This is a genomic window from Amycolatopsis sp. NBC_01480 (assembly GCF_036227205.1).
Taxonomy (GTDB): domain Bacteria; phylum Actinomycetota; class Actinomycetes; order Mycobacteriales; family Pseudonocardiaceae; genus Amycolatopsis.
In genome coordinates, this window is record NZ_CP109442.1 from 8,749,708 (window position 1) to 8,773,651 (window position 23,944).

Sequence of the window (23,944 nt, forward strand, 5' to 3'; positions counted from 1 at the left end):
GTAGCTGACGTCCACAGTGGACACATCGGTCCCGGTGGTGAACGCGCCGAGCCGGTCGATCTGGGCCTGGAGCGCATCCCGGCTCTTGCCGGACACGATCCACGGCACGATCGCCGGGGTGACCGTCGCCTCGGCGGCCACCGGCGAGGCGTCCGGGGCCTGCTCGATGATCACGTGCGCGTTGGTGCCGCTGACGCCGAACGCCGAGATCCCGGCGCGGCGGGCGTGCCCGGTCTCGGGCCAGGCTTCCTGCTCTCGCACCAGCGAAACCGCGCCGGCTTCCCACTCGACGTGCGACGTCGGCGCGTCGATGTGCAGGGTCTTCGGCAGCACGCCGTGGCGCATCGCCATGACCATCTTCACGATCCCGGCCACCCCGGCCGCGGCCTGGGTGTGCCCGAGGTTCGACTTGACCGCGCCCAGGCGCAGCGGCTCCTCGCGGTCGCGGCCGTAGGTCATCAGCAGCGCGTGGGCCTCGATCGGGTCGCCGAGCGTGGTGCCGGTGCCGTGCGCCTCCACCGCGTCGACGTCGGCGGTGCCCAGCCCGGCGTCGGCTAGCGCACCGCGGATGACGCGCTGCTGGGAGGGCCCGTTCGGCGCGGTGAGGCCGTTGGACGCGCCGTCGGAGTTGATCGCGGTGCCGCGCACCACGCCCCAGACCTCGTGCCCGTTGGCGACGGCGTCGGAAAGCCGTTCCAGCACCAGGATCCCGACGCCCTCGGACCACGACGTGCCGTCCGCGGCGTCGGCGAAGGGCTTGCAGCGGCCGTCGGGCGCGAGGCCGCTCTGGGCGCTGAACTCGACGAACGAGTCCGGAGTGGACATCACCGAGACACCGCCGGCCAGCGCCAGCGAGGCGTCACCGTCACGCAGGGCCCGGGTGGCCCAGTGCAGCGCGACCAGCGCGGACGAGCACGCCGTGTCGACGGTGACCGCGGGGCCTTCCAGCCCCAGCGTGTAGGACAGGCGCCCGGACATCACGCTGGCGGTGTTGCCGGTGGCGATGTGGCCCTGCACGTCCGCGGCGGCTTCCCGCAGCATGCCGGTGTAGTCCTGGCCGTTGGTGCCGACGAACACGCCGGTGTCGCTGCCGCGCAGGCCGGCCGGGTCGATCCCGGCCCGCTCGAGCGCTTCCCAGCTCGTCTCGAGCAGCAGCCGCTGCTGCGGGTCCATCGCCAGCGCTTCCCGCGGCGAGATGCCGAAGAACGCGGCGTCGAAGTCGGCGACGCCGGTCAGGAAACCGCCTTCGCGGGTGTCGGACGCGCCGGCCGCGAGCGCGTCGAGGTCCCAGCCGCGGTCCGCGGGGAACGACGAGATGCCGTCACGGCCTTCGGCCAGCATCTGCCAGAGGTCTTCCGGCGACGAGACTCCGCCCGGGAACCGGCAGCTGATGCCGACGATGACGATCGGGTCGTCGGCCACCGCGCGGGTGGCGGCGGGGACCACCGGCTCGGCGATCGAGCCGAGCAGCTCGGCCAGCAGGAACTCCGCCAGCTCGGCTGCGCTCGGGTAGTCGAAGATCATCGAGGCGGCGAACTTCAGGCCGGTGGCCGCGGACAGCGCGTTGCGCAGTTCGATGGTGGTCAGCGAGTCGAAGCCGAGGTCCTTGAACGCCCGGTCGGCCTCGACCGTGGCGGCGTCGGCATGGCCCAGCACCAAGGCGATCTGGGTGCGCACGAGTTCGAGCACCGCGGCACCGCGTTCCGCCTCCGGCAGCCCGCCGAGGTACTGGCGCAGCTCGGATTCGGACGACTCCGGGACCGGCGCTTCGAGCCGCTTGATCTCGGGCAGGTCCGACAGCGACGGGTTCGCCCGGAGCATGGTGAAGGCCTCGGCGAACCGGTCCCATTCGACGTCCAGCACGGCCACGGCCGGGTCACCGAGTTCGATCGCGTGCCGCATCGAGGAGATCGCGAGTTCCGGTGCCAGCAGGCCGAAACCGCCGCGCTGCAGCCGGCTGCCGAGCGAGCGCCCGTCGGCCATCCCGCCGTCGGCCCACGGGCCCCAGGCGATCGACGTCGCCGGCAGCCCGGCCGCGCGGCGCTGTTCGGCCAGCGCGTCCAGGGTCGCGTTCGCCGCGGCGTAGTTGCCCTGTCCGGGCGCGCCGAGCGTGCCCGCGGTCGACGAGAACAGCACAAACGCGGACAGGTCCGCCTCGCGGGTCAGCTCGTCGAGTGCCTGGGCCGAAACCACCTTCGACTGCCAGACCGCGGTGAACTTCTCCGGGGTCAGCGCGTCGACGACGGCGTCCTCGACCACCCCGGCGGTGTGGAACACGGCAGTGATCGGGAACCGGTCGAAGACCTCGGCCAGCGTGTCCCGGTCCGCCGCGTCACCGGCCACGATGGTGACCTCGGCGCCCAATCCGGTCAGTTCGGTCTGCAGCGCAGCGGCACCGGGAGCATCCGGTCCGCGGCGGCTGAGCAGGACCACGTGCTCGGCCCCGCCCTCGGCCAGCCAGCGGGCCACGTGCGCACCGAGCGCACCCGTCCCACCGGTGACGAGCACGGTGCCGGACGGCGTGAACGGCGCGATTTCCTGACCGCCGGACGGCCGGTGGGCCAGCCGCCGCACGAAAGAGCCAGAAGCCCTGACTGCGACCTGATCTTCGGCACCGGCCACCACGGAGGCGAGCCGCGACGCGGTGGACTGGTCGAGTTCGACAGGCAGGTCGACGAGACCGCCCCAGCGGTCCGGATGTTCGAGCGCGACCACCCGGCCGAAGCCCCACACCCCCGCCTGGACGGAATCGGTCACCTGCTCGGACTGCCCGATGGCCACCGCGCCGCGGGTGACGCACCACAGCGGCGCGGTAATCCCGGCGTCCCCGAGGGCCTGCACCAAAGTGGCGGTGAGCGTCAGCCCGGCGGGCACGGTCGTGGTCCCGTTGTCCAGGGCCACCAAGGAAAGCACCCCGGCGAACCCCGCACCGACCTGGCCCAGCTGTTCAGCCAGCAGGGCGCGGCCGGTCTCGGTCACCTCGAACCGGACGGTCTCGGCGCCCAGCCCGTCGACCGCGGTGTCGACCCAAGCGTCGGCGCCCGGCGTGGTCACGACCAGCCAGGTGCCCTTCGCACGGTCCGTGATGGCGGGCAGCGGCTTCCACCCGGCCCGGTAACGCCACTCGTCCACTGTGGACTGGTCCCGACGGCGGCGGCGCCAGGAGGACAGCGCGGGCACCATCGCGGTGATCGTGGTGTCGTCCAGGTCGAGCGTCGACGCCAGCGACCCGAGATCCTCACGTTCGACGGCGGCCCAGAACTCCGCGTCGACCGGGTCGGTGTGCTCGAGGACGGCGGGCGAACCGGGCTCGGGCCAGAAACGCTCGTGCTGGAACGGGTAGGTGGGCAGATCGATCCGGCGCGCCCGGGAACCGGCGAAGAACGCGGCCCAGTCCACCGAAACGCCGTGGACGTGGAGCCGGGACAGCGCCGTGGTGACCGCAGCGACCTCGGAGCGATCGCGGCGCAGCGCCGGGACGACCTCGGGCTCCTCACCGAGAACCTGTTGCACCATCCCGGAAAGCACACCGTCGGGACCCAGCTCGGCGAACGTCGTGACGCCCTCGGCGGCCAGCGCGGCGACGCCGTCGGCGAACCGCACCGTGCCGCGGACGTGGGTGGCCCAGTACTGCGGGTCGCACAGCTGCTCGGCGTTCGCGAGAGTCCCGGTCACGGTCGACACCAGCGGGATCACCGGCGCGTAGTAGGTGATCCCGGCGGCGACGGCGGCGAACTCGGCCAGCATCGCGTCCATGTGCGGCGAGTGGAACGCGTGGCTCACGGTGAGCCGCTTCGTCTTGCGGCCGTCCGCCTCGAACCGCGCGGCGATGGCCAGTACGTCTTCCTCATCACCCGAGACGACCAGCGAAGACGGTCCGTTGATCGCGGCGATCGACACACGGTCGGTCAGATGCGGCGTGACCTCGTCCTCGCTCGCCTCCAGGGAGACCATCGCCCCGCCCTCGGGCAGGGCCTGCATCAGCCGGCCGCGGGCGGCCACCAGCGCGCAGGCGTCTTCCAGCGAGAAGACCCCGGCGGCGTGGGCGGCGGCGATCTCGCCGATCGAGTGCCCGGCGAGGTAGTCCGGCCGGATGCCCCAGGACTCGGCCAGCCGGAACAGCCCGACTTCCAGCGCGAACAGCGCCGGCTGGGTGTACGCGGTCGTGTCCAGCAGTTCGGCTTCGGGCGTGCCGGCTTCGGCGAAGACGATCTCCCGCAACGGCCGGTCCAGCTCGACGTCGAAGCAAGCCAGCGCCGCATCGAAAGCCTCGGCGAAGACCTCGAAACGCTCGTACAGTTCCCGGCCCATGCCCGGCCGCTGGCTGCCCTGCCCGGTGCACAGGAACGCCAGCCGGCCGCGAGCCGGAGTGCCCTGGACCAGGCCGGTCGCCGGAGTCCGGTCGCGCAGTGCTGTCAGGCCGCGAACCAGGTCGTCGCGATCAGCCGCGACCACGGCGGCCCGGCGTTCGAAGTCCGAACGCGTGGTGGCCAGGGAGAACGCGAGATCGGCCGGGTGCAGCTCGGGCCGGGCCTGCAGCAGCGAAAGCACCCGGGCCGCCTGGTCACGCAGCGCCTGGTCACTCCGCCCGGACAGCAGGACCGGCACGACACCGTCGGCCGGCTCTTCGACCGGGATCTCGCTCGCGGGCGCCTGCTCCAGCAGCGTGTGGACGTTGGTGCCGCTCAGCCCGAACGACGAGACCCCGGCGCGGCGCGGACGGCCGCTCTCGGGCCACTCGATCTGCTCGGTGAGCAGCTGGATGGCGCCGGACGACCAGTCCACATGCGACGAAGGCTCGTCGATGTGCAGAGTTTTCGGGACCACGCCGTGCCGCATCGCCAGCACGGCCTTGATCACGCTCGCGACGCCGGAGGCCATCTGCGTGTGCCCGATGTTGGACTTGACCGAGCCCAGCAGCAACGGCCGCGCCCGGTCCTGCCCGTAGGTCGCGAGGATCGCCTGCGCCTCGATCGGGTCGCCGAGCGCCGTGCCCGTGCCGTGGCCTTCGAGCACGTCGATGTCCGAAGCGGACAGTCCGGAGTTGGCCAGTGCCTGGCGGATCACGCGCTGCTGCGAGGGACCGTTCGGCGCGGTCAGGCCGTTGGACGCGCCGTCGGAGTTGACCGCCGAGCCGCGGACCACGGCGAGCACCTGGTGCCCGTTGCGCACGGCGTCGGACAGCCGCTCGACGAGCACCAGGCCGATGCCCTCGGCCAGGCTCATCCCGTCGGCCGCTTCGGCGTAGGCCTTGCACCGGCCGTCGGGGGCCATCGCGCGCTGGCGGCTGAAGCCGACGAACGCGCTGGGGGTGGACATCACGCTGACCCCGCCGGCCAGCGCCAGCGAGCTTTCCCCGCTGCGCACGGACTGGCAGGCCAGGTGCAGGGCCACCAGCGAGGACGAGCACGCGGTGTCGAGCGTGACCGCCGGGCCTTCCAGCCCGAACAGGTAGGAGATCCGGCCGGACAGGATGCTCGAGAGCGTGCCGGTGATCATGTGGCCTTCGGAGCTTTCCGCGGCGCTTTCGCCGACGGAGTTGTAGTCCTGGTAGCTGGCGCCGACGAAGGTGCCGGTCCGGCTGCCGCGCAGCGCGGCGGGGTCGATCCCGGCGCGTTCGAAGGCCTCCCAAGCGGTTTCCAGCAGGAGCCGCTGCTGCGGGTCCATCGCCAGCGCTTCCCTGGGCGAGACGCCGAAGAAGCCGGGATCGAAGCCGGCGACGTCGTCGAGGAAGCCGCCCTGGGTCGAGTAGGTCTTGCCCGAGCTGTCCGGGTCGGCGTCGAACAGGCCGTCGCCGTCCCAGCCGCGATCGGCCGGGAAGCCGGAGATGACGTCGGCGCCGCGGGTGACCAGGTCCCACAGGTCTTCCGGCGAGGTGACCCCGCCCGGGTAACGACAGCTCATCCCGATGATGACGATCGGGTCATCGGAATCGCCACCCGACGCCGTCGGCGCGATCGTGGTGACCTGGGCGCCGGCGATCTCCGAACGCAGGAAGGCGGCCAGCGCGATCGGGCTCGGGTAGTCGAACACCATGGTGCTGGGCAGGGTCAGCCCGGTGGCGGTGGCCAGCCGGTTGCGCAGGTCGACCGCGGTGAGCGAGTCGAACCCGACGTCACGGAAGGCTCGCTGCTCCGAAAGCGCTTCTGCAGAGTCGTGCCCCAGTACCGTCGCCGCCTCGCCGCGTACGAGGTCGAGGAGCAGGCGGTCCTGTTCGGCAGCGGGCAGCGAACGCAGCCGGGCGGCGAACTCGCCTTCCCCGACGGCGCCCTGGGTTTCCTCCGCGACTTCGGTGAGCCTGCGGACCTCGGGCACCTCGGCGAACAGCTCCGTGGGCCGGACCGAGGTGTACACGGGGTGGTAACGCGCCCAGTCGACGTCGGCGACCGCGACCGCCGTGTCGCCGGAGTCCAGCGCGCGCCGGAGCCCGGCCAGCGCCAGCGCGGGCTCCATGAACACCAGGCCGCTGCGGCGGATCTGCTCCGGGTCGACCCGGCCGAGTTCCCGGTCGTCGGCCCAGATGCCCCAGGAGATCGAGGTCGTGGCGAGGCCCCGGGCGCGGCGGTTTTCCGCCAGCGCGGCCAGGTAGGCGTTGCCCGCCACATACGCGGCGTGCAGTCCGCTCCCCCACAGCCCCGCGGTCGAGGAGTAGAGCACAAACGCGTCGAGTTCCTCGTCGTCCAGCAGTTCGTCGAGGTGCTGCGCGCCCAGGACCTTGGCCCGGATGACCCGCGCGAACGACGCGATGTCGGTGCCGTCGATCGAGCTGAGTTCGATGATCGCGGCGGTGTGCACCACGGTGCGGACGGTCCGGCCCGCGGACTTCAGGTCGGCCAGCAGCTGTGCGACCGAGTCCCGGTCGGCCACGTCGCAGGCGAGCATTTCCGCGTCGGCGCCGAGTTCGGTCAGCTCGGCCAGGAGTTCGGGCGCGCCGGGCGCTTCGATCCCGCGCCGGCTGGTGAGCACGATGTGCTCGGCGCCCTGCGCGGCGAGCCAGCGCGCCAGGTGCTTGGCCAGCGTCCCGGTGCCGCCGGTGACCAGCGTGGTGCCACGCGGGGTCCAGACGTGGTCCGGCTCTCCGGCCGGAGCCGGGACCACGCGCCGGGCGAGCACACCGGACGAGCGGATCGCGAGCTGATCCTCGCCGGTGGTCCCGGCCAGCACGCTCACCAGGCGCTGGGCGCCGCGCTGGTCAAGGGATCCGGGGAGGTCGACCACGCCGCCCCAGCGGTGCGGGGCCTCCAGCGCCGCGGTCCAGCCGAGGCCGGCCACCTGCGCCTGCACCGGGTTGGGCACCTGGTCCGAACGGCCGGTGGAGACCGCGCCGCGGGTGAGGCTCCACAGCGGAGCATCGATCCCGGCGTCACCGAGCGCCTGGACGAGCGAGACGCTCAACGCGAGACCGAGGGCGAGTTCGGGGTGGAGTTCGCTCGGCTGCTCCGCGAAGGCCAGTAGCGAGACGACACCGGACAGGCCTTCGAACGCGTTCAGGCGGGCCGCGAGCACCTCGCGGTCCATGGCCGTCTCGTCCAGCACGAGCCGTTCCGCTTGCGCGCCATGGCTTTCCAGCACCGTGGTCAGTTCGGCGTCGTCGGTGCCCTCGGCGGACACGACCAGCCAGCTCCCGGACAGCGCGGCCGGGGAAACGCCCTTGACCGGCTTCCAGGCGGCCCGGTAACGCCAGGAGTCCACTGTGGATTTGTCCTGCCGCTGGCGGCGCCAAGAAGACAGCGCGGGCAGCACCGTGGCCAGCGAAGCACCGTCGACATCGAGGCTCGCGCTGAGCGAGTCGAAGTCCTGCTCCTCGACGGCGTTCCAGAACTCGGCGTCGGCGGCGTCCACCGTCGACGCGGCCTCCGGCTCGATCGGGACGGCGTAGAAGCTCTCGCGCTGGAAGGCGTAAGTCGGCAGCGCGATGCGGCGGCCGCCTTCGAACAGGTCCGGCCAGTTGACGCGCACTCCACGCACGAAAACCTCGGCGAGCGAGGTCAGGAACCGGCTCGAGGTGTCCTGGTCGCGCCGCAGCGAACCGCCGGCCACGGCCTTGACCCCGGCCGCGTCCGCGACGTCCTGCACCGGCGTGGTCAGCACCGGGTGCGGGCTGGACTCGATGAAGACGCGGTGGCCCTGGGCCACCAGCTCGGCGATGGCGGGTCCGAACTCGACCCGCTGCCGCAGGTTGCGGTACCAGTAGCCAGCGTCCATCACGGTGGTGTCGAGCCAATCGCCGGTCACCGTCGAGAAGAACGGGACCTCCGAAGCCTGCGGGCGGACCTCGGCCAGCACCCGGGAAAGCTCTTCTTCGAGCAGCTCGACCTGCGCGGAGTGCGACGCGTAGTCCACCGCGATCCGGCGGACCCGGATCTCCTCGGCGGTCAGCTCGCCGAACAGTGTGTCGAGCAGTTCGGGCTCACCGGACACGACCACCGAGTTCGGCCCGTTGACCGCCGCGACCGAGATTCCCGCGCCACGGCCGGAAAACCTGGCCTCGACGTCCTCGACCGGCAGCGCGATCGACATCATGCCGCCGAGGCCCGCCAGCGTCCGGCCGATCGCCTGGCTGCGCAGCGCGACAACCCGGGCGCCGTCGGACAGCGACAACGCACCCGCCACGACCGCGGCGGCGATCTCACCCTGCGAGTGGCCGACCACGGCGTCGGGCTCGACCCCACGCGAGCGCCACAATGCCGCCAGTGAAACCATCACTGCCCAGGTGGCGGGCTGGACGACGTCGACACGGTCGAGCGTCGGCGCGCCCTCGGACTGGCGCAGGACGTCGATCAGCGACCAGTCGACGAACGGCGACAGCGCGGCCGCGCATTCGGCCATCCGCTCGGCGAAGACCGGCGACTCGCCCAGCAGGCGGGCACCCATGCCGGCCCACTGCGAACCCTGGCCGGGGAACACGAAAACCCGGCGGCCGTCGACGTCCGCGATCCCGCTGATGACGCCGGCCGCGGAACCGTCGCGACCCAAAGCATCCAAACCGGACAGAGCGTCGACGTGGTCGCTGCCGAGGACCACCGCGCGGTGCTCGAAGAGCGTGCGCGACGTGACGAGCGAATACCCGAGGTCCCGCAGGTCCGGCTCGGCGTCTACAATGGACTTGAGCGCCACTGCCTGTCCACGCAGCGCGGCCGCGGACTTGCCCGACAGCACCAAGGGGACGATCCCCGCCGGGGCCTCGGGCGCAGCGGCGGGAACGTCTTCCGGGACGTGTTCGAGGATCGTGTGCGCGTTGGTGCCGCTGATCCCGAACGAGGACACGGCGGCGCGGCGCGGGCGGCCGGTTTCGGGCCAGCCCACCGCGTCGTTGAGCAACGAGATGGTGCCCGGCGACCAGTCGATGTGCGGTGAAGCGGTCTCGGAGTTCAGCGTGCTCGGCAGGTGCCCGTGCCGCATCGCCATGACCATCTTGATCACACTCGCGACCCCGGCGGCCGACTGCGTGTGCCCGATGTTGGTCTTGATCGAGCCGAGCAGCAGTGGGTGCTCCGGGTCGCGGTCGCGGCCGTAGGTCGCCTGCAGGGCCTGGGCCTCGATCGGGTCGCCCAGCGCGGTGCCGGTGCCGTGGCCGTCGACGGCGTCGATGTCCGTTGTGGACAGACCGGCGTCGGCCAGCGCCTGCCGGATCACGCGCTGCTGGGACGGCCCGTTGGGCGCGGTCATCCCGTTGGACGCACCGTCCTGGTTGATCGCCGAGCCCCGCACCACCGCGAGCACCGGATGCCCGTTACGACGCGCGTCGGAGAGGCGTTCCACCAGCACCAGCCCGACGCCCTCGGCGAGGATCATGCCGTCGGCGCCGTCCCCGAAGGCCTTGGTACGGCCGTCGGAGGCGAGCGCGCGCTGACGGCTGAAGGCGACGAACGGGCCGGGGTTGGCCATGATGTGCGCGCCGCCGGCCAGCGCGAGCGAGCTCTCGCCGCGGCGCAGCGACTGGCAGGCCAGATGCAGCGCCACCAGCGAAGACGAGCACGCGGTGTCGACGGTGACCGCCGGGCCTTCCAACCCGAACAGGTAGGCCACGCGGCCGGACAGCACACTCGGGCTGGTGCCGGTGACCATCATGCCCTCGGAGCCGCCGAGGTCCGCGCCTGCGCCGTAGTCCTGGTAGCTGGCGCCGATGAACGTACCGGTGAAGCTGCCGTGCACCGTTTCGGGGTCGATGCCCGCGCGTTCGAAGACCTCCCACGCGGTCTCCAGCAGGAGCCGCTGCTGCGGGTCCATCGCCAGCGCCTCGCGCGGTGAGATGCCGAAGAAGCCGGGGTCGAATTCGGCGGCGTCGTGCAGGAACCCGCCCTGGGTGGTGTACGTGCGGCCGGGCCGGTCCGGGTCCGGGTCGTAGAGTCCTTCGCCGTCCCAGCCGCGGTCCGCGGGGAAGTCGGTGACGGCGTCAGCGCCCCGCGAGACGAGGTCCCACAGCTGCTCCGGCGACCGGACGCCGCCGGGGAACCGGCAGCTCATCCCGACGATGGCGATCGGGTCGTCGTCGACCGGGGTGGCGGTGGCCGCCGGGACCAGCGCGTCGCCGGCGCCGAGTGCCTCGTCGCTCAGGGCCTCGGTGCCTAGAAACGTGGCGAGCGCGGCCGGGTTCGGGTAGTCGAAGGCCAGCGTGGCGGGCAGGGCCAGACCGGTGGCTTTGGCCAGCCGCTTACGCAGCTCCACCGCCGTCATCGAGTCGAAACCGGCGTCGCGGAACGACTGCCGCTCGGTGACGGACTCGGCGGAGGCGTGCCCGAGCACCACGGCCGCTTCGGTGCGGACGAGGTCGAGCAGCACGCGGCGCTGTTCGGGCTCCGCCATCGCGCGCAGCCGGATGGCGAACTCCGAGCCGGCGGCATCGGGCTCCGCGGCGAGGGTGGCGCGGGCTTCGGGCAGGTCGCCGAGCAGCGGGCTGGGCCGCAGCGACGTGAAGATCGGGTAGTACCGCTCCCAGTCCACGTCAGCGACCGTGACGGTGACGTCCTCCTGGGCCACGGCCCGGCGGAGTTCGGCCATCGCGGTGGCGGGGCTCAGGAAGGTCAGGCCCCGGCGCGCGAGGTCGTCGGAAACGGCCTGGTCGGTCGCCATGCCGGCGTCGGCCCACGGTCCCCAGGCGATCGAGGTCGCGGCCAGGCCCCGGGTACGGCGCTGCCCGGCGAGCGCGTCCAGGTAGGCATTCCCGGCGGCGTAAGCACTCTGGCCGCCACTGCCCCACACCCCGGCGATCGAGGCGAACAGCACGAAGAAGTCCAGCGGGGTCTCGCCGAGCAGGTCGTCGAGGTTGATCGCGCCGGAAACCTTCGCCGACATGATCCCGGCGAACGTCTCGGCGTCGGTCTCGTGCAGCGGCGACTGCTGGCCGGTGCCCGCGGTGTGCACCACGCCGGTGAGCGGGTATTCGGCCGGGACCCGCGCCAGCACGGCCGTCAGCTCCGCGCGGTCGGCGACGTCGCAGGACACGATGTCGACGCGCGCGCCCAGCGCTTCCAGCTCGGTACGCAGTTCGGCCGCACCGGGCGCGTCCTCGCCGCGGCGGCTGACCAGGATCAGGTTTTCCGCGCCGCTATGGGCAAGCCAGCGCGCGCACTCCGCGCCGAGCGCCCCGGTCCCGCCGGTCACCAGCACAGTGCCAGACGCGGTGAACTCGCCGGGCAGCTCGTCCACGGGGTAGCGCACGAGCCGGCGTCCGGACGCGCCGGCGGACCGGACCGCGACCTGGTCCTCACCGTCGAGCCCGGCCAGGACACTCACCAGGGTCCGGGCCGCGGACTCGTCCAGCGTCGCGGGCAGGTCGACCAGGCCGCCCCATTCCTGCGGGTACTCCAGCGCCGCGACCCGGCCCAGGCCCCACACCGCCGCCTGGTAGGGGCTCGTGACGGGGTCCCAGTGGCCGGTCGAGACGGCGCCCCGGGTAAGCGTCCACAATGGAGCTTCGACTCCGGCGGCGCCGATCGCCTGGATGAGGGCGATGGTCGAGGACAGACCGCGGGACAGCACCGGGAGGGCCGTGTCCGCCTGCTCGTCCGAGGCGAGCAGGGAGACGACTCCGGTCACGCCCTCGGCCGCTTCGGCGAGCCCGGCGCCCGATTCGACGCTGAAGTGACGGACCTCGGCGCCGCGTGCGGTCAGCGCGGCGGTGACCTCCTCGGCGTCAATCGCCTCACTGGTCACGACGAGCCAAGTACCGCTCAGCGTCGGAGTGACGGGCAGCCGCAGCGGCTTCCATTCGAGCCGGTACCGCCACGAATCCAGCTGGGAGCGCTCACGCCGCCCCTGCCGCCACGAGGTCAGCGCGGGCAGCACCGAACCGAGCGAGGAGAGCTGGTCCTCGCGCAGGCCCAGCAGAGTGGCGAGGTGATCGGCGTCGCCGCGCTCCACGGCGGCCCACAGCCGCTCGTCCGCCGGATCAGCGGTGGGCGCGGCGGCGATCTCGGGCCAGAAGAACTCGTGCTGGAAGGCGTAGGTCGGCAGGCCGGTCCGGCGCGCGCCGGTGCCGGCGAAGAAGGTGGGCCAGTCGACCGCGATGCCGCGGACGTGCAGCCGCGCCAGCGCTTCGGTCAGCGCCAGTTCCTCCGGCCGGTCGCCGCGCCGAGCCGGGACGGCTTCGGCCCTCTGATCATCCTGGGCCAGGACGTCCTCGGTCATCGCCGACAGCACGCCGTCGGGGCCGAGTTCGAAGAAGGTGGTCAGGCCCGAGTCCCGCAGCGCGGCCACCCCGTCGGCGAACCGGACCGTGCCGCGCACGTGCTCGACCCAGTACTCCGGGGAACACACTTGCCCGGCCGTGGCGAACCCACCGGTCAGGTTGGACACCAGAGGGATCGCCGGCTCCGCATAGGACAGTCCCTGCGCGACCGCGCGGAACTCGTCGAGCATCGCGTCCATGTGGGACGAGTGGAAGGCATGGCTCACCCGCAGGCGCTTGGTCTTGCGGCCGAGTTCGGCGAAGTGGGCGGCGAGCGCGGTCACCGCGTCTTCGTCACCGGCGATGACCACGGACGCGGGCCCGTTGACCGCCGCCAGGGAAACGCCTTCGGTCAGCAGCGGGCCGACCTCGTCCTCGGTGGCCTGCAAGGACACCATGGCGCCGCCGGCCGGCAGGGCCTGCATGAGCTTCGCCCGGGCCGCGACCAGCGTGCAGGCGTCGGCCAGCGAAAGCACTCCGGCGACGTGGGCCGCGGCCAGCTCGCCGATCGAGTGGCCCGCCACGGCGGCGGGCTTGACGCCCCAGGACTCCAGCAGCTGGAAGAGCGCGACCTCGAACGCGAACAGCGCGGGCTGGGTCCAGCCCGTCTGGTTCAGCAGCTCGGCTTCGTCAGTGCCCTCCTCGGCGAAGATGATCTCGCTCAGGGGACGGTCCAGCTTCGCGTCGAGCAGAGTGGTGACCTCGTCGAGGGCCGAGGCGAACACCTCGTATCGTTCGGCCAGCTCACGTCCCATGCCGGGACGCTGGCTGCCCTGGCCGGCGAAGAGCATCGCGGGCTTGGTGCCGCCGCCGGTCTCGCCTTCGACGAGTCCGCTTGCCGAAGCGTCCGAAGCCAGCGCGCCCAGCGCGGCCAGCAACTCGCCGCGGTCCGCACCGACAACCGCCGCCCGCCGATCGAACGCCGACCGGGTGGTGGCCAGGGACAGCGCGACGTCGGCCGGGCGCAGCTCGGGCCGTGACTCCACAAAGGACTTGAGGGTCGCGGCCTGCGCCCGCAGCGCGTCGCGGGTCTTACCGGACACCAGCCACGGCACAACCAGCTCAGACTGCGGCGGTTCAGGGGCCGGGCTCGCCGCCGGGGGCTGTTCGATGATGGTGTGCGCGTTGGTCCCACTGATCCCGAAGGACGAGATCCCGGCGCGACGCGGCTGTCCGGTGGCCGGCCATTCGGTCTCCTCGGACAGCAGCTCGACCGCCCCGGCCGTCCAGTCCACTTCGGACGAGGGCGCGGCAGCGTGCAACGTCCGCGGCAGCACGCCGTGGCGCATCGCCAGCACCATCTTGATCACGCCGGCGACCCCGGCCGCGGCCTGGGTGTGGCCGAGGTTGGACTTCACCGAGCCCAGCAGCAGCGGCCGGTCCTCGTCCCGGTCCCGGCCGTAGGTGGCCAGCAGCGCCTGCGCCTCGATCGGGTCGCCGAGCTTGGTGCCGGTGCCGTGTGCCTCGACCACATCGATGTCCGACGTGGACAGACCGGCGCTGGCCAGGGCCTGGCGGATGACGCGTTGCTGCGAGGGGCCGTTCGGCGCGGTCAGGCCGTTGGACGCGCCGTCCGAGTTCACCGCGGACCCGCGCACGATCGCGAGGACCTCGTGACCGTTGCGACGAGCGTCCGAAAGCCGTTCCAGGACCAGGATGCCGACCCCCTCGGACCAGCCGACACCGTCGGCCTCGTCCGAGAAGGACTTACAGCGGCCGTCCGGGGAAAGCCCGCGCTGGCGGGCGAATTCGATCAGCGAAGCCGGGGTGGACATGACCGTCGCGCCGCCCGCGAGGGCCAGTGAGCACTCCCCCGCGCGCAGCGCCTGCATCGCCCAGTGCATCGCAACGAGCGAGGAAGAGCAGGCCGTGTCGATGGTGACGGCCGGGCCTTCCAGCCCCAGGGTGTAGGAAACGCGGCCCGAAGCCACACTCGGCGACGTCCCGCTCCCGGCGAATCCTTCGAAGTCACCGCCGGCCAGGATGGCGCCGTAGTCGTTGTACATCACCCCGGCGAACACCCCGGTCCGGCTGCCGCGCAGCGACACGGGGTCGATCCCGGCGCGCTCGATGGCCTCCCAGGAAGCCTCCAGCAGCAACCGTTGCTGCGAGTCCGTCGCCATCGCTTCACGCGGGCTCATGCCGAAGAAGCCCGGGTCGAACTCGCCGGCGTCGTGCAGGAAACCGCCGGCGCGCGTGTACGTCGTGCCCAGGTGATCGGGGTCGGGATCGTAGAGCGAGCCCAGGTCCCAGCCGCGGTTCACCGGGAAGCCCGAGATGGCGTCGGCGCCTTCGCTGACGAGCCGCCACAGGTCTTCCGGCGAGGCCACGCCGCCGGGATAGCGGCAGCTCATGCCGACGATCACGATCGGGTCGTCGGCCACCGCGCGGGTGACCGCGGCCGGGGTGTCGGCCGTGGTCTCCGACTCGGTCAGCTCGCTGAGCACGTGCGCGGCCAGGGCGCTCGAGGTCGGGTAGTCGAAGATCACCGTGGCCGAGGTGCGGAGCCCGGTGGCGCGGCTGAGCCGGTTGCGCAGTTCGATGGCGGTCAGGGAGTCGAAACCGAGGTCGGTGAACGCGCGGCTGGGTTCGATCGCGTCGGCGCCGGAATGCCCGAGGGTCGCGGCGACCTCGGTGCGCACCAGGTCCAGCACAGTGTCGGCGCGGTCGGCCGCGGTGAGCCGGGCCAGCCGCTGCACCAGCGCGGACGCCGTGCCGGTGCCCGCGATCACCGAGCGGCGGCCGGTCTTGACCAGCCCGCGCAGCAGATGCGGGACATCGCCGAGCCCTCGCAGCACAGCCAGGTCGAGCCGGACCGGCAGGACCGCCGCTTCCGGCACCGAGAGCGCGGCGTCGAACAGCGCGACCCCCTGTTCCTCGGTGACCGGCGGCGTGCCCGCCCGCGCCAGGCGCTCCAGCTCGGCGTCGGTGAGCGTGGTGGTCATGCCGCCGGACTGGGACCAGGGGCCCCAGGCCAGCGAGGTTCCGGGGAGGCCTTCGCTGCGGCGGTGCACGGCGAGGGCGTCCAGGAAGGCGTTCGCGGCCGCGTAGTTCCCCTGCCCCGCCGCGCCGAAAGTCCCGGCGACCGAGGAGAAAACGACAAACGCGGTCAGCGGGAGTTCGCGGGTCAGCTCGTGCAGATTCCAGGCGGCGTCGACCTTCGGGGTCAGGACGGCGTCGAGCCGCTCGGGCGTCAGGGCCGAGACGACCCCGTCGTCGAGCACCCCCGCCGTGTGGACCACGCCGGTCAGCGGATGCTCGGCCGGAACCGAGACCAGCGCCTCGGCCAGCGCGGCCCGGTCGGCGACGTCGCAGGCGGCGACTGTGAGTTCGGCGCCGTGTTCGGCCAGTTCGGTCACGAGGTCGGCAGCACCTTCGGCCGCGGCCCCCCGCCGGCTCAGCACCAGCAGGTGCCGCACCCCGTGCGTGGAGACCAGGTGACGGGCGAAGACACCGCCCAGGCCGCTGACGCCACCGGTGATCAGGACCGTGCCGTCCGCACTCCAGGGCGATTCGGCCGGGACGACCGGGGAAACGCGGGCCAGCCGCGCCTGCAGCACCACGCCGTCGCGGATCATCAGCTGCGGTTCGGCCACACCCAGCGCCGTGACGAGCCCGGCGGCCGAGGTGGCCTCCGGGTCGAGGTCAAGCAGCGTGAAGCGATCGGGGTGCTCGTTCTGGGCCGCCCGGAGCAGGCCCCAGACCGTGGACGCGGCCAGGCCGCCGCGGGTCACGAAGACCAGGCGCGACGCCTCGAACCGCTCGTCGGCCAGCCACGCCTGAAGCAGCCCCAGCGCGTCGGCGGCCAGACGGTGCGCCTCAGCGGCGACCTCGGCACCGGTGCCACCCAACGGCACCAGGACGATCTCCGGGACAATGCTTCCGGACCACGTCGAACCAGGTTCGGTCTCGACGTCCAGGCCCGATTCACGAACCGTGTCGGCCAGTCCGAAGACATCCTCGCCGAGCACGCCGACGGAAGCCGTCGCCGTCGCGCGGGTAGTGCGGACCTTCTTCCAGCCGAGGGTGAACAGCGAGTCCCGCTCGATCGAAGAGGACGCGGCCTGTCCCTCCGACGCGCGCAGCACCAGCGTCTCGATCGAAGCGACGGGTTCACCGGCAGTGTCCGCGACCGCTAGGGAAATAGTGTCGTCGGCCAGTCTGGTGATCTTGACCCGCGCGGCCGCCGCGCCGGTGGCGCGCAGCGAGACGCCCTCCCAGGAGAACGGGAGGCCGCCGCCGAGGCCGGCGAAAGCCGAGGCGTGCAGGGCGGAATCGAGCAGTGCCGGGTGGATGCCGAACGAGTCGGCCTCCACGCCTTCGGGCAGCGCCAGCTCGGCGAAGATCTCGTCCCCGCGCCGCCAGGCCGCGGTGAGGCCGCGGAACGCCGGGCCGTATTCGAACCCGCCGTCGGCGAGCCGGTCGTAGTGGCCGTCGAGGTCGATCTCCTCGGCCTCGGCCGGCGGCCAGGCGGCGAAGTCCACATCGGACTCGGCCTCGGTGTCCTCGACCGAGAGCACCCCGGCCGCGTGCTGGACCCAGGGCTGATCGGCCTCGGCGGCATCGGGCCGCGAGTAGAGGGACAGCGAGCAGCGGCCGGACTCGTCGGGCGCGCCGACCCAGACCTGGACCTGGACGCCGCCGTGCTCGGGCAGCACGAGCGGAGCGGCCAGCGTCAGCTCCTCGACCCGATCGCAGCCGACCTCGTCCCCGGCCCGGATCGCCAGCTCCAGGAAAGCCGTGCCCGGCAGGAGAACCGCGCCGCCGACGGCATGATCGGCGAGCCACGGGTGCGACTGCCGGGAAAGGCGGCCGGTCAGCAGGAACCCGTCGGAGTCCGCCAGCGCGACGGCCGCGGTGAGCAGCGGGTGGTGGGCCGCGCCCAAGCCCGCAGCGCGCAGGTCGCCGGCCTCGGCGCCCATCGCCTTAGGCCAGAACCGGCGGTGCTGGAACGAGTAGGTCGGCAGGTCCACCCGGCGCCGGCCGGTTCCGGCGAAAAAGGCGTCCCATCGGACGCGGACCCCGTGCACGTGCAGGCTGCCCGCCGCGGACGCGATCGCCGCGACCTCCGGGCGGTCGGCCCGCAACACCGGGAAAGCGGCGGAGTCTTCCTGCGAAGCCTGGACCATCGCGGACAGCACACCGGCCGGGCCGAGTTCGAGGAACACCCCGGCACCGTGCTCGCCCAGCCAGCCGACGGCGTCGGCGAACCGGACGGTGTGCCGGACCTGGTCGGCCCAGTAGTCCGCGGACCGCGCCTGCTCGACCGTCATCGGCTCGCCGGTCACCGTGGACACGATCGGGATCAGCGGCGCCTGCGCGGAAAGCCCGGCCACCACCGCGCGGAACTCGTCCAGCATCGGTTCGAGCTGCGGCGAGTGGAAAGCGTGCGAGACGTTCAGCTTCCGGGTCTTGCGCTCCAGCGCCGCGAAGTGGGCGGCGATCTCGTCGACGACCGCGCTGTCACCGGACACGACCACCGAAGCGGGTCCGTTGACCGCGGCGATCGAGACCAGGTCTTCCCGGCCCTGGACCAGCGGCGTCACCTCGGCTTCCGAGGCCTGCAGCGAGACCATCGACCCGGTGGCCGGGAGGGCCTGCATCAGCCGGCCGCGCGCGGCCACCAGCGTGGCCGCGTCTTCGAGGCTGAACACGCCGGACACGTGGGCCGCGGCGAGTTCGCCGATCGAGTGCCCGGTCAGGAAGTCCGGTTTGACGCCCCAGGCCTCCATCAGCCGGAACAGCGCGACCTCGACGGCGAACAACGCGGGCTGGGCGTAATCGGTCCGCTCCAGCGTTTCCGGCTGCTCACCCCACATCACGTCCTTCAACGGACGGTCGAGGTGGGCGTCGAGGGCCGCGGCGACCGTGTCCAGCGCGGCGGCGAACTCCGGGAAACGCGTGTGAAGCTCCCGGCCCATCCCCAGCCGTTGCGACCCCTGCCCTGTGAACAGGAAAGCCAGCTTCGGCTTGCCCTGAACGGTTCCCTGGACGAGGCCCGGCGCGGATGCTCCCCCGGCCAACGCCGTCAACCCGGCGACCGCCGCCTCACGGTCGGCCGCGGTCAGCACCGCGCGGTGCTCGAAACTCGACCTCGACGTCGCCAGCGAGAAAGCCAGGTCGCCCAGGTCGACGTCCGGCTGCTCGTCCACGAACGACAGCAGAGCTGCTGCCTGCGCCCGCAGTGCCTCGGCCGTCTTGCCGGAGACCGGCATCGGCACGGCACCGGGATCCACGCGGCTGTCGTCCGCAAGGGGCTCGACGCGCGGTGCCTGCTCGATGATGGTGTGCGCGTTGGTGCCGCTGATCCCGAACGAGGAGATCCCGGCCCGGCGGGGCTCGCCGGTCTCCGGCCAGTCCACCTGCTCGGTCACCAGCTCGACCGCCCCGGCCGTCCAGTCCACATGGGACGAGGGAGTGCCGACGTTCAGCGTGCGCGGCACCACGCCGTGCCGCATCGCCATGACCATCTTGATCACCCCGGCCACCCCGGCGGCCGCCTGGGTGTGGCTGAGGTTCGACTTGACCGAGCCCAGCAGCAGCGGACGCGCCGCGTCGCGCTCGCGCCCGTACGTCGCCAGCAGGGCCTGCGCCTCCACCGGGTCGCCCAGAGTCGTGCCGGTCCCGTGCGCGTCCACGACGTCGACCTCGGCCGCGGACAGCCGGGCGCTGACCAGGGCCTGCTCGATCACCCGCTGCTGCGACGGGCCGTTCGGCGCGGTCAGCCCGTTCGACGCGCCGTCCTGGTTGATCGCCGAGCCGCGGATGACAGCCAGCACCTCGTGCCCGTTGCGCTGGGCGTCGGAAAGCCGCTCCAGGACAAGGACTCCGACGCCTTCCGACCAGCCGGTGCCATCGGCGTCGTCGGAGAACGAACGGCAGTGCCCGTCGACGGCGAGGCCGCCCTGGCGGTTCATCTCGACGAACGTGGCCGGGCTGGACATCACGGTGACACCGCCGGCCAGCGCCAGCGAACACTCGCCCGCCCGCAGCGACTGGGCGGCGAAATGCATGGCGACCAGCGAGGAGGAGCACGCGGTGTCCACGGTCACCGCGGGACCGACCAGACCGAAGGTGTACGACAGCCGCCCGGACATCACGCTGGTCGTGCTGCCGGTCAGCTGGAAGCCCTCGACGCCTTCGCCGGGGCCGACCCGGTAGTCCTGGGCCATCGCGCCGACGAAGACCCCGGTCCGGGTGCCCCGCACCACGGCCGGGTCAAGCCCGGCCCGTTCGAAGGCCTCCCACGCGGTTTCGAGCAGCACGCGCTGCTGGGGGTCCATCGCGAGAGCCTCGCGCGGCGAGATCCCGAAGAAGTCGGCGTCGAATTCGGTGGCACCGCGCAGAAAGCCGCCCGCATCGTTGACGGACGACCCGAGGTCCTCGTGCCCCAGGTCCCACCCGCGGTCCACCGGGAAGCCCGAGATGCCGTCCTCACCGGCGAGGACCATCCGCCACAGATCCTCCGGGCCGGCGACGTTCCCCGGGAAGCGGCAGCCCATGCCCACGATGGCGATGGGCTCGGTCGCGGCTTCGGTGAGTTCGTCCACCCGCCGGCGGGACCGCTGCAGATCGGCGCTGGCCCGCTTGAGGTAGTCCCGGAGCTTCTGTTCGTTGTCCATACCAACTCAACCCATCTCGACCGCAAGCGGCGGCCCGCGTCACAAGTCCCTGTGGCACACTGTGTCCCCCGTGACTGATCCGACGGCAGCCACGGCGGAAACGGGTACTTCTCCGTAAGTCGGCTGCAGCCCGTGCCGCCTACTTTCGGTCGGATCAGTCACCTGAAATCAACGCCAGTCTCGCCCTGCTCCGGCCGGAAAATCCCTAGACTGCCGACAGCGGGCGCGGGCTACCAGGCGCCGGTCAGCGAGAGGTCGTCGAAGCGCTGCTCGCGGGTGGCCTGGCGCAGGTCGGCCTCGACCATCATGCGCATCAGCTCCTCGAAGCTCACGGTGGGCTCCCAGCCCAGCACCTTCCGCGCGAGGCTGGAATCCGCGCACAGCGTCTCGACCTCGGCCGGGCGCACCAGCTTCGGATCGATGACCACGTGGTCCTCCCAGTTGAGGTCCACGCACTCGAACGCGATCCGCACCGCGTCGCGCACCGAGTTCATCTCGCCGGTCCCGACCACGTAGTCGTCGGCCACGTCCTGCTGCAGCATCAGGTGCATGGCGCGCACGTAGTCGCCGGCGAAGCCCCAGTCGCGGACCGCGTCGAGGTTGCCCAGGTGGAGCTTTTCCTGCAGGCCCAGCTTGATCTGGGCCACCGCCAGCGAGATCTTCCTGGTCACGAACTCGGCCCCGCGCCGGGGGGACTCGTGGTTGAAGAGCATCCCGGACACCCCGTAGACCCCGAAGGACTCGCGGTAGTTGCGGGTGATGTAGTGGCCGTACGCCTTCGCCACGCCGTACGGGCTGCGCGGGTGGAAGGTCGTCGTCTCACACTGCGGCGTCTCCATCACCTTGCCGAACATCTCGGAAGAGGACGCCTGGTAGAACCGGATCTGGCCGGTGGCCGGCGGGCGCGAGCTGATCGACAGCCCGCTCACCATCCGGATCGCCTCCAGGATGCGCAGCACGCCCATGCCGTTGACCTCGGTGACCAGCTCGGCCTGCTCCCAGGACATCGGCACGAACGAGATGGCGCCGAGGTTATAGACCTCGTCGGGCTGGATCTTGTCGACGGCCGAGACCAGGCTGGCCTGGTCCAGCAGGTCGCCGTTGACGAAGTTCAGATCGGCGGCGAGCTTGCTGACCCGCGATTTGCGCGGATTCGCCTGCCCCCGGATCAGGCCCCACACCTGGTAGCCCTGTGAAAGCAGGTGCTCGGCCATATACGAGCCGTCTTGACCGGTGATCCCGGTGATCAATGCGCGCCTGGACATGTTTACCCCTATCTCGACCAAGGATGAGTCGCCTCTGTGCGCGGACGAATCCGGCCCGACCGTGACAGGGGCGGCGATGGAGTGTCAACGAATGCCCGGCACACCAAGGATTTTCCGAGACTTCCGGGACTCGATCCGTCCGTTATGGACAGCGGTGCACCGGGCCTACTCCGCGATCTTGGTCCGCTCGCACCAGTGGAACACCGGGAGCACGGCGCCGTCCACCTCGGTGACCTCGCCGCTGTGCGAGAAGTGCTCGTACCCCGAGGCGAACGAGATCTTCACCTTGTCGTCCAGGTTGTCGACTTCCTCGACGCACCCGTCGTGGAGCCGGTCCGGGCCACCGGTGAGCACGATCCGCAAGCTGCCCATGACGATCATCCCTTTCCCGAGCGGAAGAGCCCTGTTTCGAAACAGAGTGCGCTTCACCGCCGGGCCAGGTCCACAGCCGCGGGCCAACACTGGCTTTTCCCCTAGAGCTTCCGCGCGGGGTGGTGTCTACGATGGACAGTGAGCCCGGCGGATCGGGTGTCCTCGAGATCCCCGATCCGCCGAGCAGCCAGCCGCGGCGCTCAAGCCGGGGCGAGGCCGGGTTCGATGGTCACCTTGATGGCCTCGCCGCTGCTGACGATCCGGATCGCGTCGAGCACGCCGTCCAGCGGCAGCCGGTGGGTGATCAGGTCGTCGACCGGGACCGCGCCGGTGGCGATCAGGTCCAGCGCCTGCTTGTTGTGGTACGGCGTGGAGCCGTTGGCGCCGACGATGGTCAGCTCGCGGTAGTGCACCAGGTTCGAGTCGCACGCGATGACCGGGTTGTCCTTCGGCAGCCCGCCGAAGAAGCTGATCCGCCCGCTGCGCGCGGCCATCTTGAGGCCGTCCTCCTGGGCCTTGCCCGACGCCGCCGCCGTGATCACCACGTCGGCGCCGCGGCCCGAGGTCAGCGCCAGGACCTCCTCGACCGCGTCGACCTCCGAGCCGCAGATGGCCGCGTCCGGCTTGACCAGGTTCGCCGCCATGTCGAGCCGGCTCTGGTTCAGCTCGACCAGGTACACCGCCTCCGCCCCGCGGGCACGGGCGAGCCGGACGTGCAGGCAGCCGATCGGGCCGGCGCCCATCACGACCACGACGTCACCGTCCCCGACCCCGGCCAGCGTCTGTCCGTTGAGGACACACGCGAACGGCTCCGCGACGGAAGCCTCGGCGTAGCCCAGGGAATCGGGAATGCGGTTGACACCGTCGACCTTGAGCACGTTCTCCGGGATGATCATGTACTCGGCGAAACCGCCGTCGAAGTGGTAGCCCATGGAGAGCTGGTTGGGACACACGGTCATCCGGCCGCGCCGGCACTCCGCGCAGTCACCGCACGGGATGGCGGCGATGACCTGGACCCGGGCACCCTCCTCCCAGCCGCTCACGCCTTCGCCGGCCTCGACGACCTCGCCGGCGATCTCGTGCCCGATCACGCGCGGCGGGTCGATGTGGTGGTGCCCGTGGCGGAAGATCTTCAGGTCGGTGCCGCAGGTCGAAGTGTTGTGCACCTTGATCTTCAGCTCACCGGCCTTCGGCGAGGGCTCCGGTGCCTCTTCGATGCGGATGTCACCCGGGGCGTAAAAACGCGCGACCTTCACTGATCTGACTCCTCGTTCGTCGACTGCAGAATGCGGATCACCGTTTCGGCGTCCTTAGCCTCGCGGAGCTGGGCGGCGAGCTCGGCGTTCACCAGGACCCCGGCGAGCGAGGCGAGGATGCCCACCTGCTCGTTGCCGTTGGCGGCGATGCCGACGCACAGCCGCACGTCGTTGCCGCCCCAGTCCACGCCTTCGGCGAATTGCAGCACCACCAGCGAGGTGCGCCGGACGTGCCGCCGGGCCTCGTCGGTGCCGTGCGGGATCGCGACACCCTCGCCGACGTAGGTCGACACCAGCCGCTCGCGCTCGTGCATCGCCGGCAGGTAAGCCGGCTCCACCGCACCGATTTCGAGCAGCGTCCGGCCGACCTGGTCGACGGCGTCCGACCGGCTGGTGGCCGTCCGGCCAAACTTGATCCCGGCGGCGTCCAGCAGCGCGTACTCAGTCGGCAAGGTGACCACCGTCCCGGATGGCCGCCTCCACCTGGTCGAACACCGGGTCGCCGAGGAAGCTCTGGAACCCCAGTATCACCGCTTCCGCGGCTCCCTTGCGCGCGCTGGCGACCAGGAAGTCCTGGCACAGGACCAGCCGGGCGTCCTCGGGGATCTCGTTGACCGGGGTGTGCTCGACCTTGACCTTGTACGGCTTGAGCCGCTTCGCGAGCTGCGCCGCGACCATCACGCTGCTGCCCATCCCGGCGTCGCAGGCGATGATGACCTTCTTGATGTCGGAACCTTGAATCGTGCTCATCGACACTCT

Annotated in this window: 6 protein-coding genes (1 of these 6 cut by a window edge); all 6 read right to left on the bottom strand. The window is 71.7% G+C overall.

Annotated elements, in window-relative coordinates:
• Positions 1-20,292, bottom strand: the 5' portion of a protein-coding gene (locus OG371_RS40925; protein ID WP_329062040.1) for a type I polyketide synthase. 7,587 nt of this gene lie to the left of the window's left edge; the window shows 20,292 of its 27,879 coding nt (coding positions 1-20,292); it begins with the start codon at positions 20,290-20,292; its stop codon lies beyond the left edge, outside the window.
• A 230-nt stretch (positions 20,293-20,522) separates the two neighbouring features.
• Positions 20,523-21,557: a GDP-mannose 4,6-dehydratase gene (locus OG371_RS40930; protein ID WP_329062041.1), complete on the bottom strand. Its 1,035-nt coding sequence runs from the start codon at positions 21,555-21,557 to the stop codon at positions 20,523-20,525.
• A gap of 165 nt (positions 21,558-21,722) precedes the next feature.
• Positions 21,723-21,929, bottom strand: coding sequence for a DUF5988 family protein (locus OG371_RS40935; RefSeq protein ID WP_329062043.1), 207 nt, complete (start codon positions 21,927-21,929; stop codon positions 21,723-21,725).
• A 200-nt stretch (positions 21,930-22,129) separates the two neighbouring features.
• Entirely contained in the window at positions 22,130-23,185 is a 1,056-nt protein-coding gene (locus tag OG371_RS40940) for a zinc-dependent dehydrogenase (RefSeq protein WP_329062045.1), read from the bottom strand.
• Positions 23,182-23,646, bottom strand: coding sequence for a PTS sugar transporter subunit IIA (locus OG371_RS40945; protein ID WP_442876038.1), 465 nt, complete (start codon positions 23,644-23,646; stop codon positions 23,182-23,184). The genes OG371_RS40940 and OG371_RS40945 overlap by 4 nt, the downstream gene beginning before the upstream one ends.
• Positions 23,627-23,935, bottom strand: coding sequence for a PTS lactose transporter subunit IIB (locus tag OG371_RS40950; RefSeq protein WP_329062049.1), 309 nt, complete (start codon positions 23,933-23,935; stop codon positions 23,627-23,629). The genes OG371_RS40945 and OG371_RS40950 overlap by 20 nt, the downstream gene beginning before the upstream one ends.
• Between the last annotated feature and the right edge of the window lie 9 nt (positions 23,936-23,944).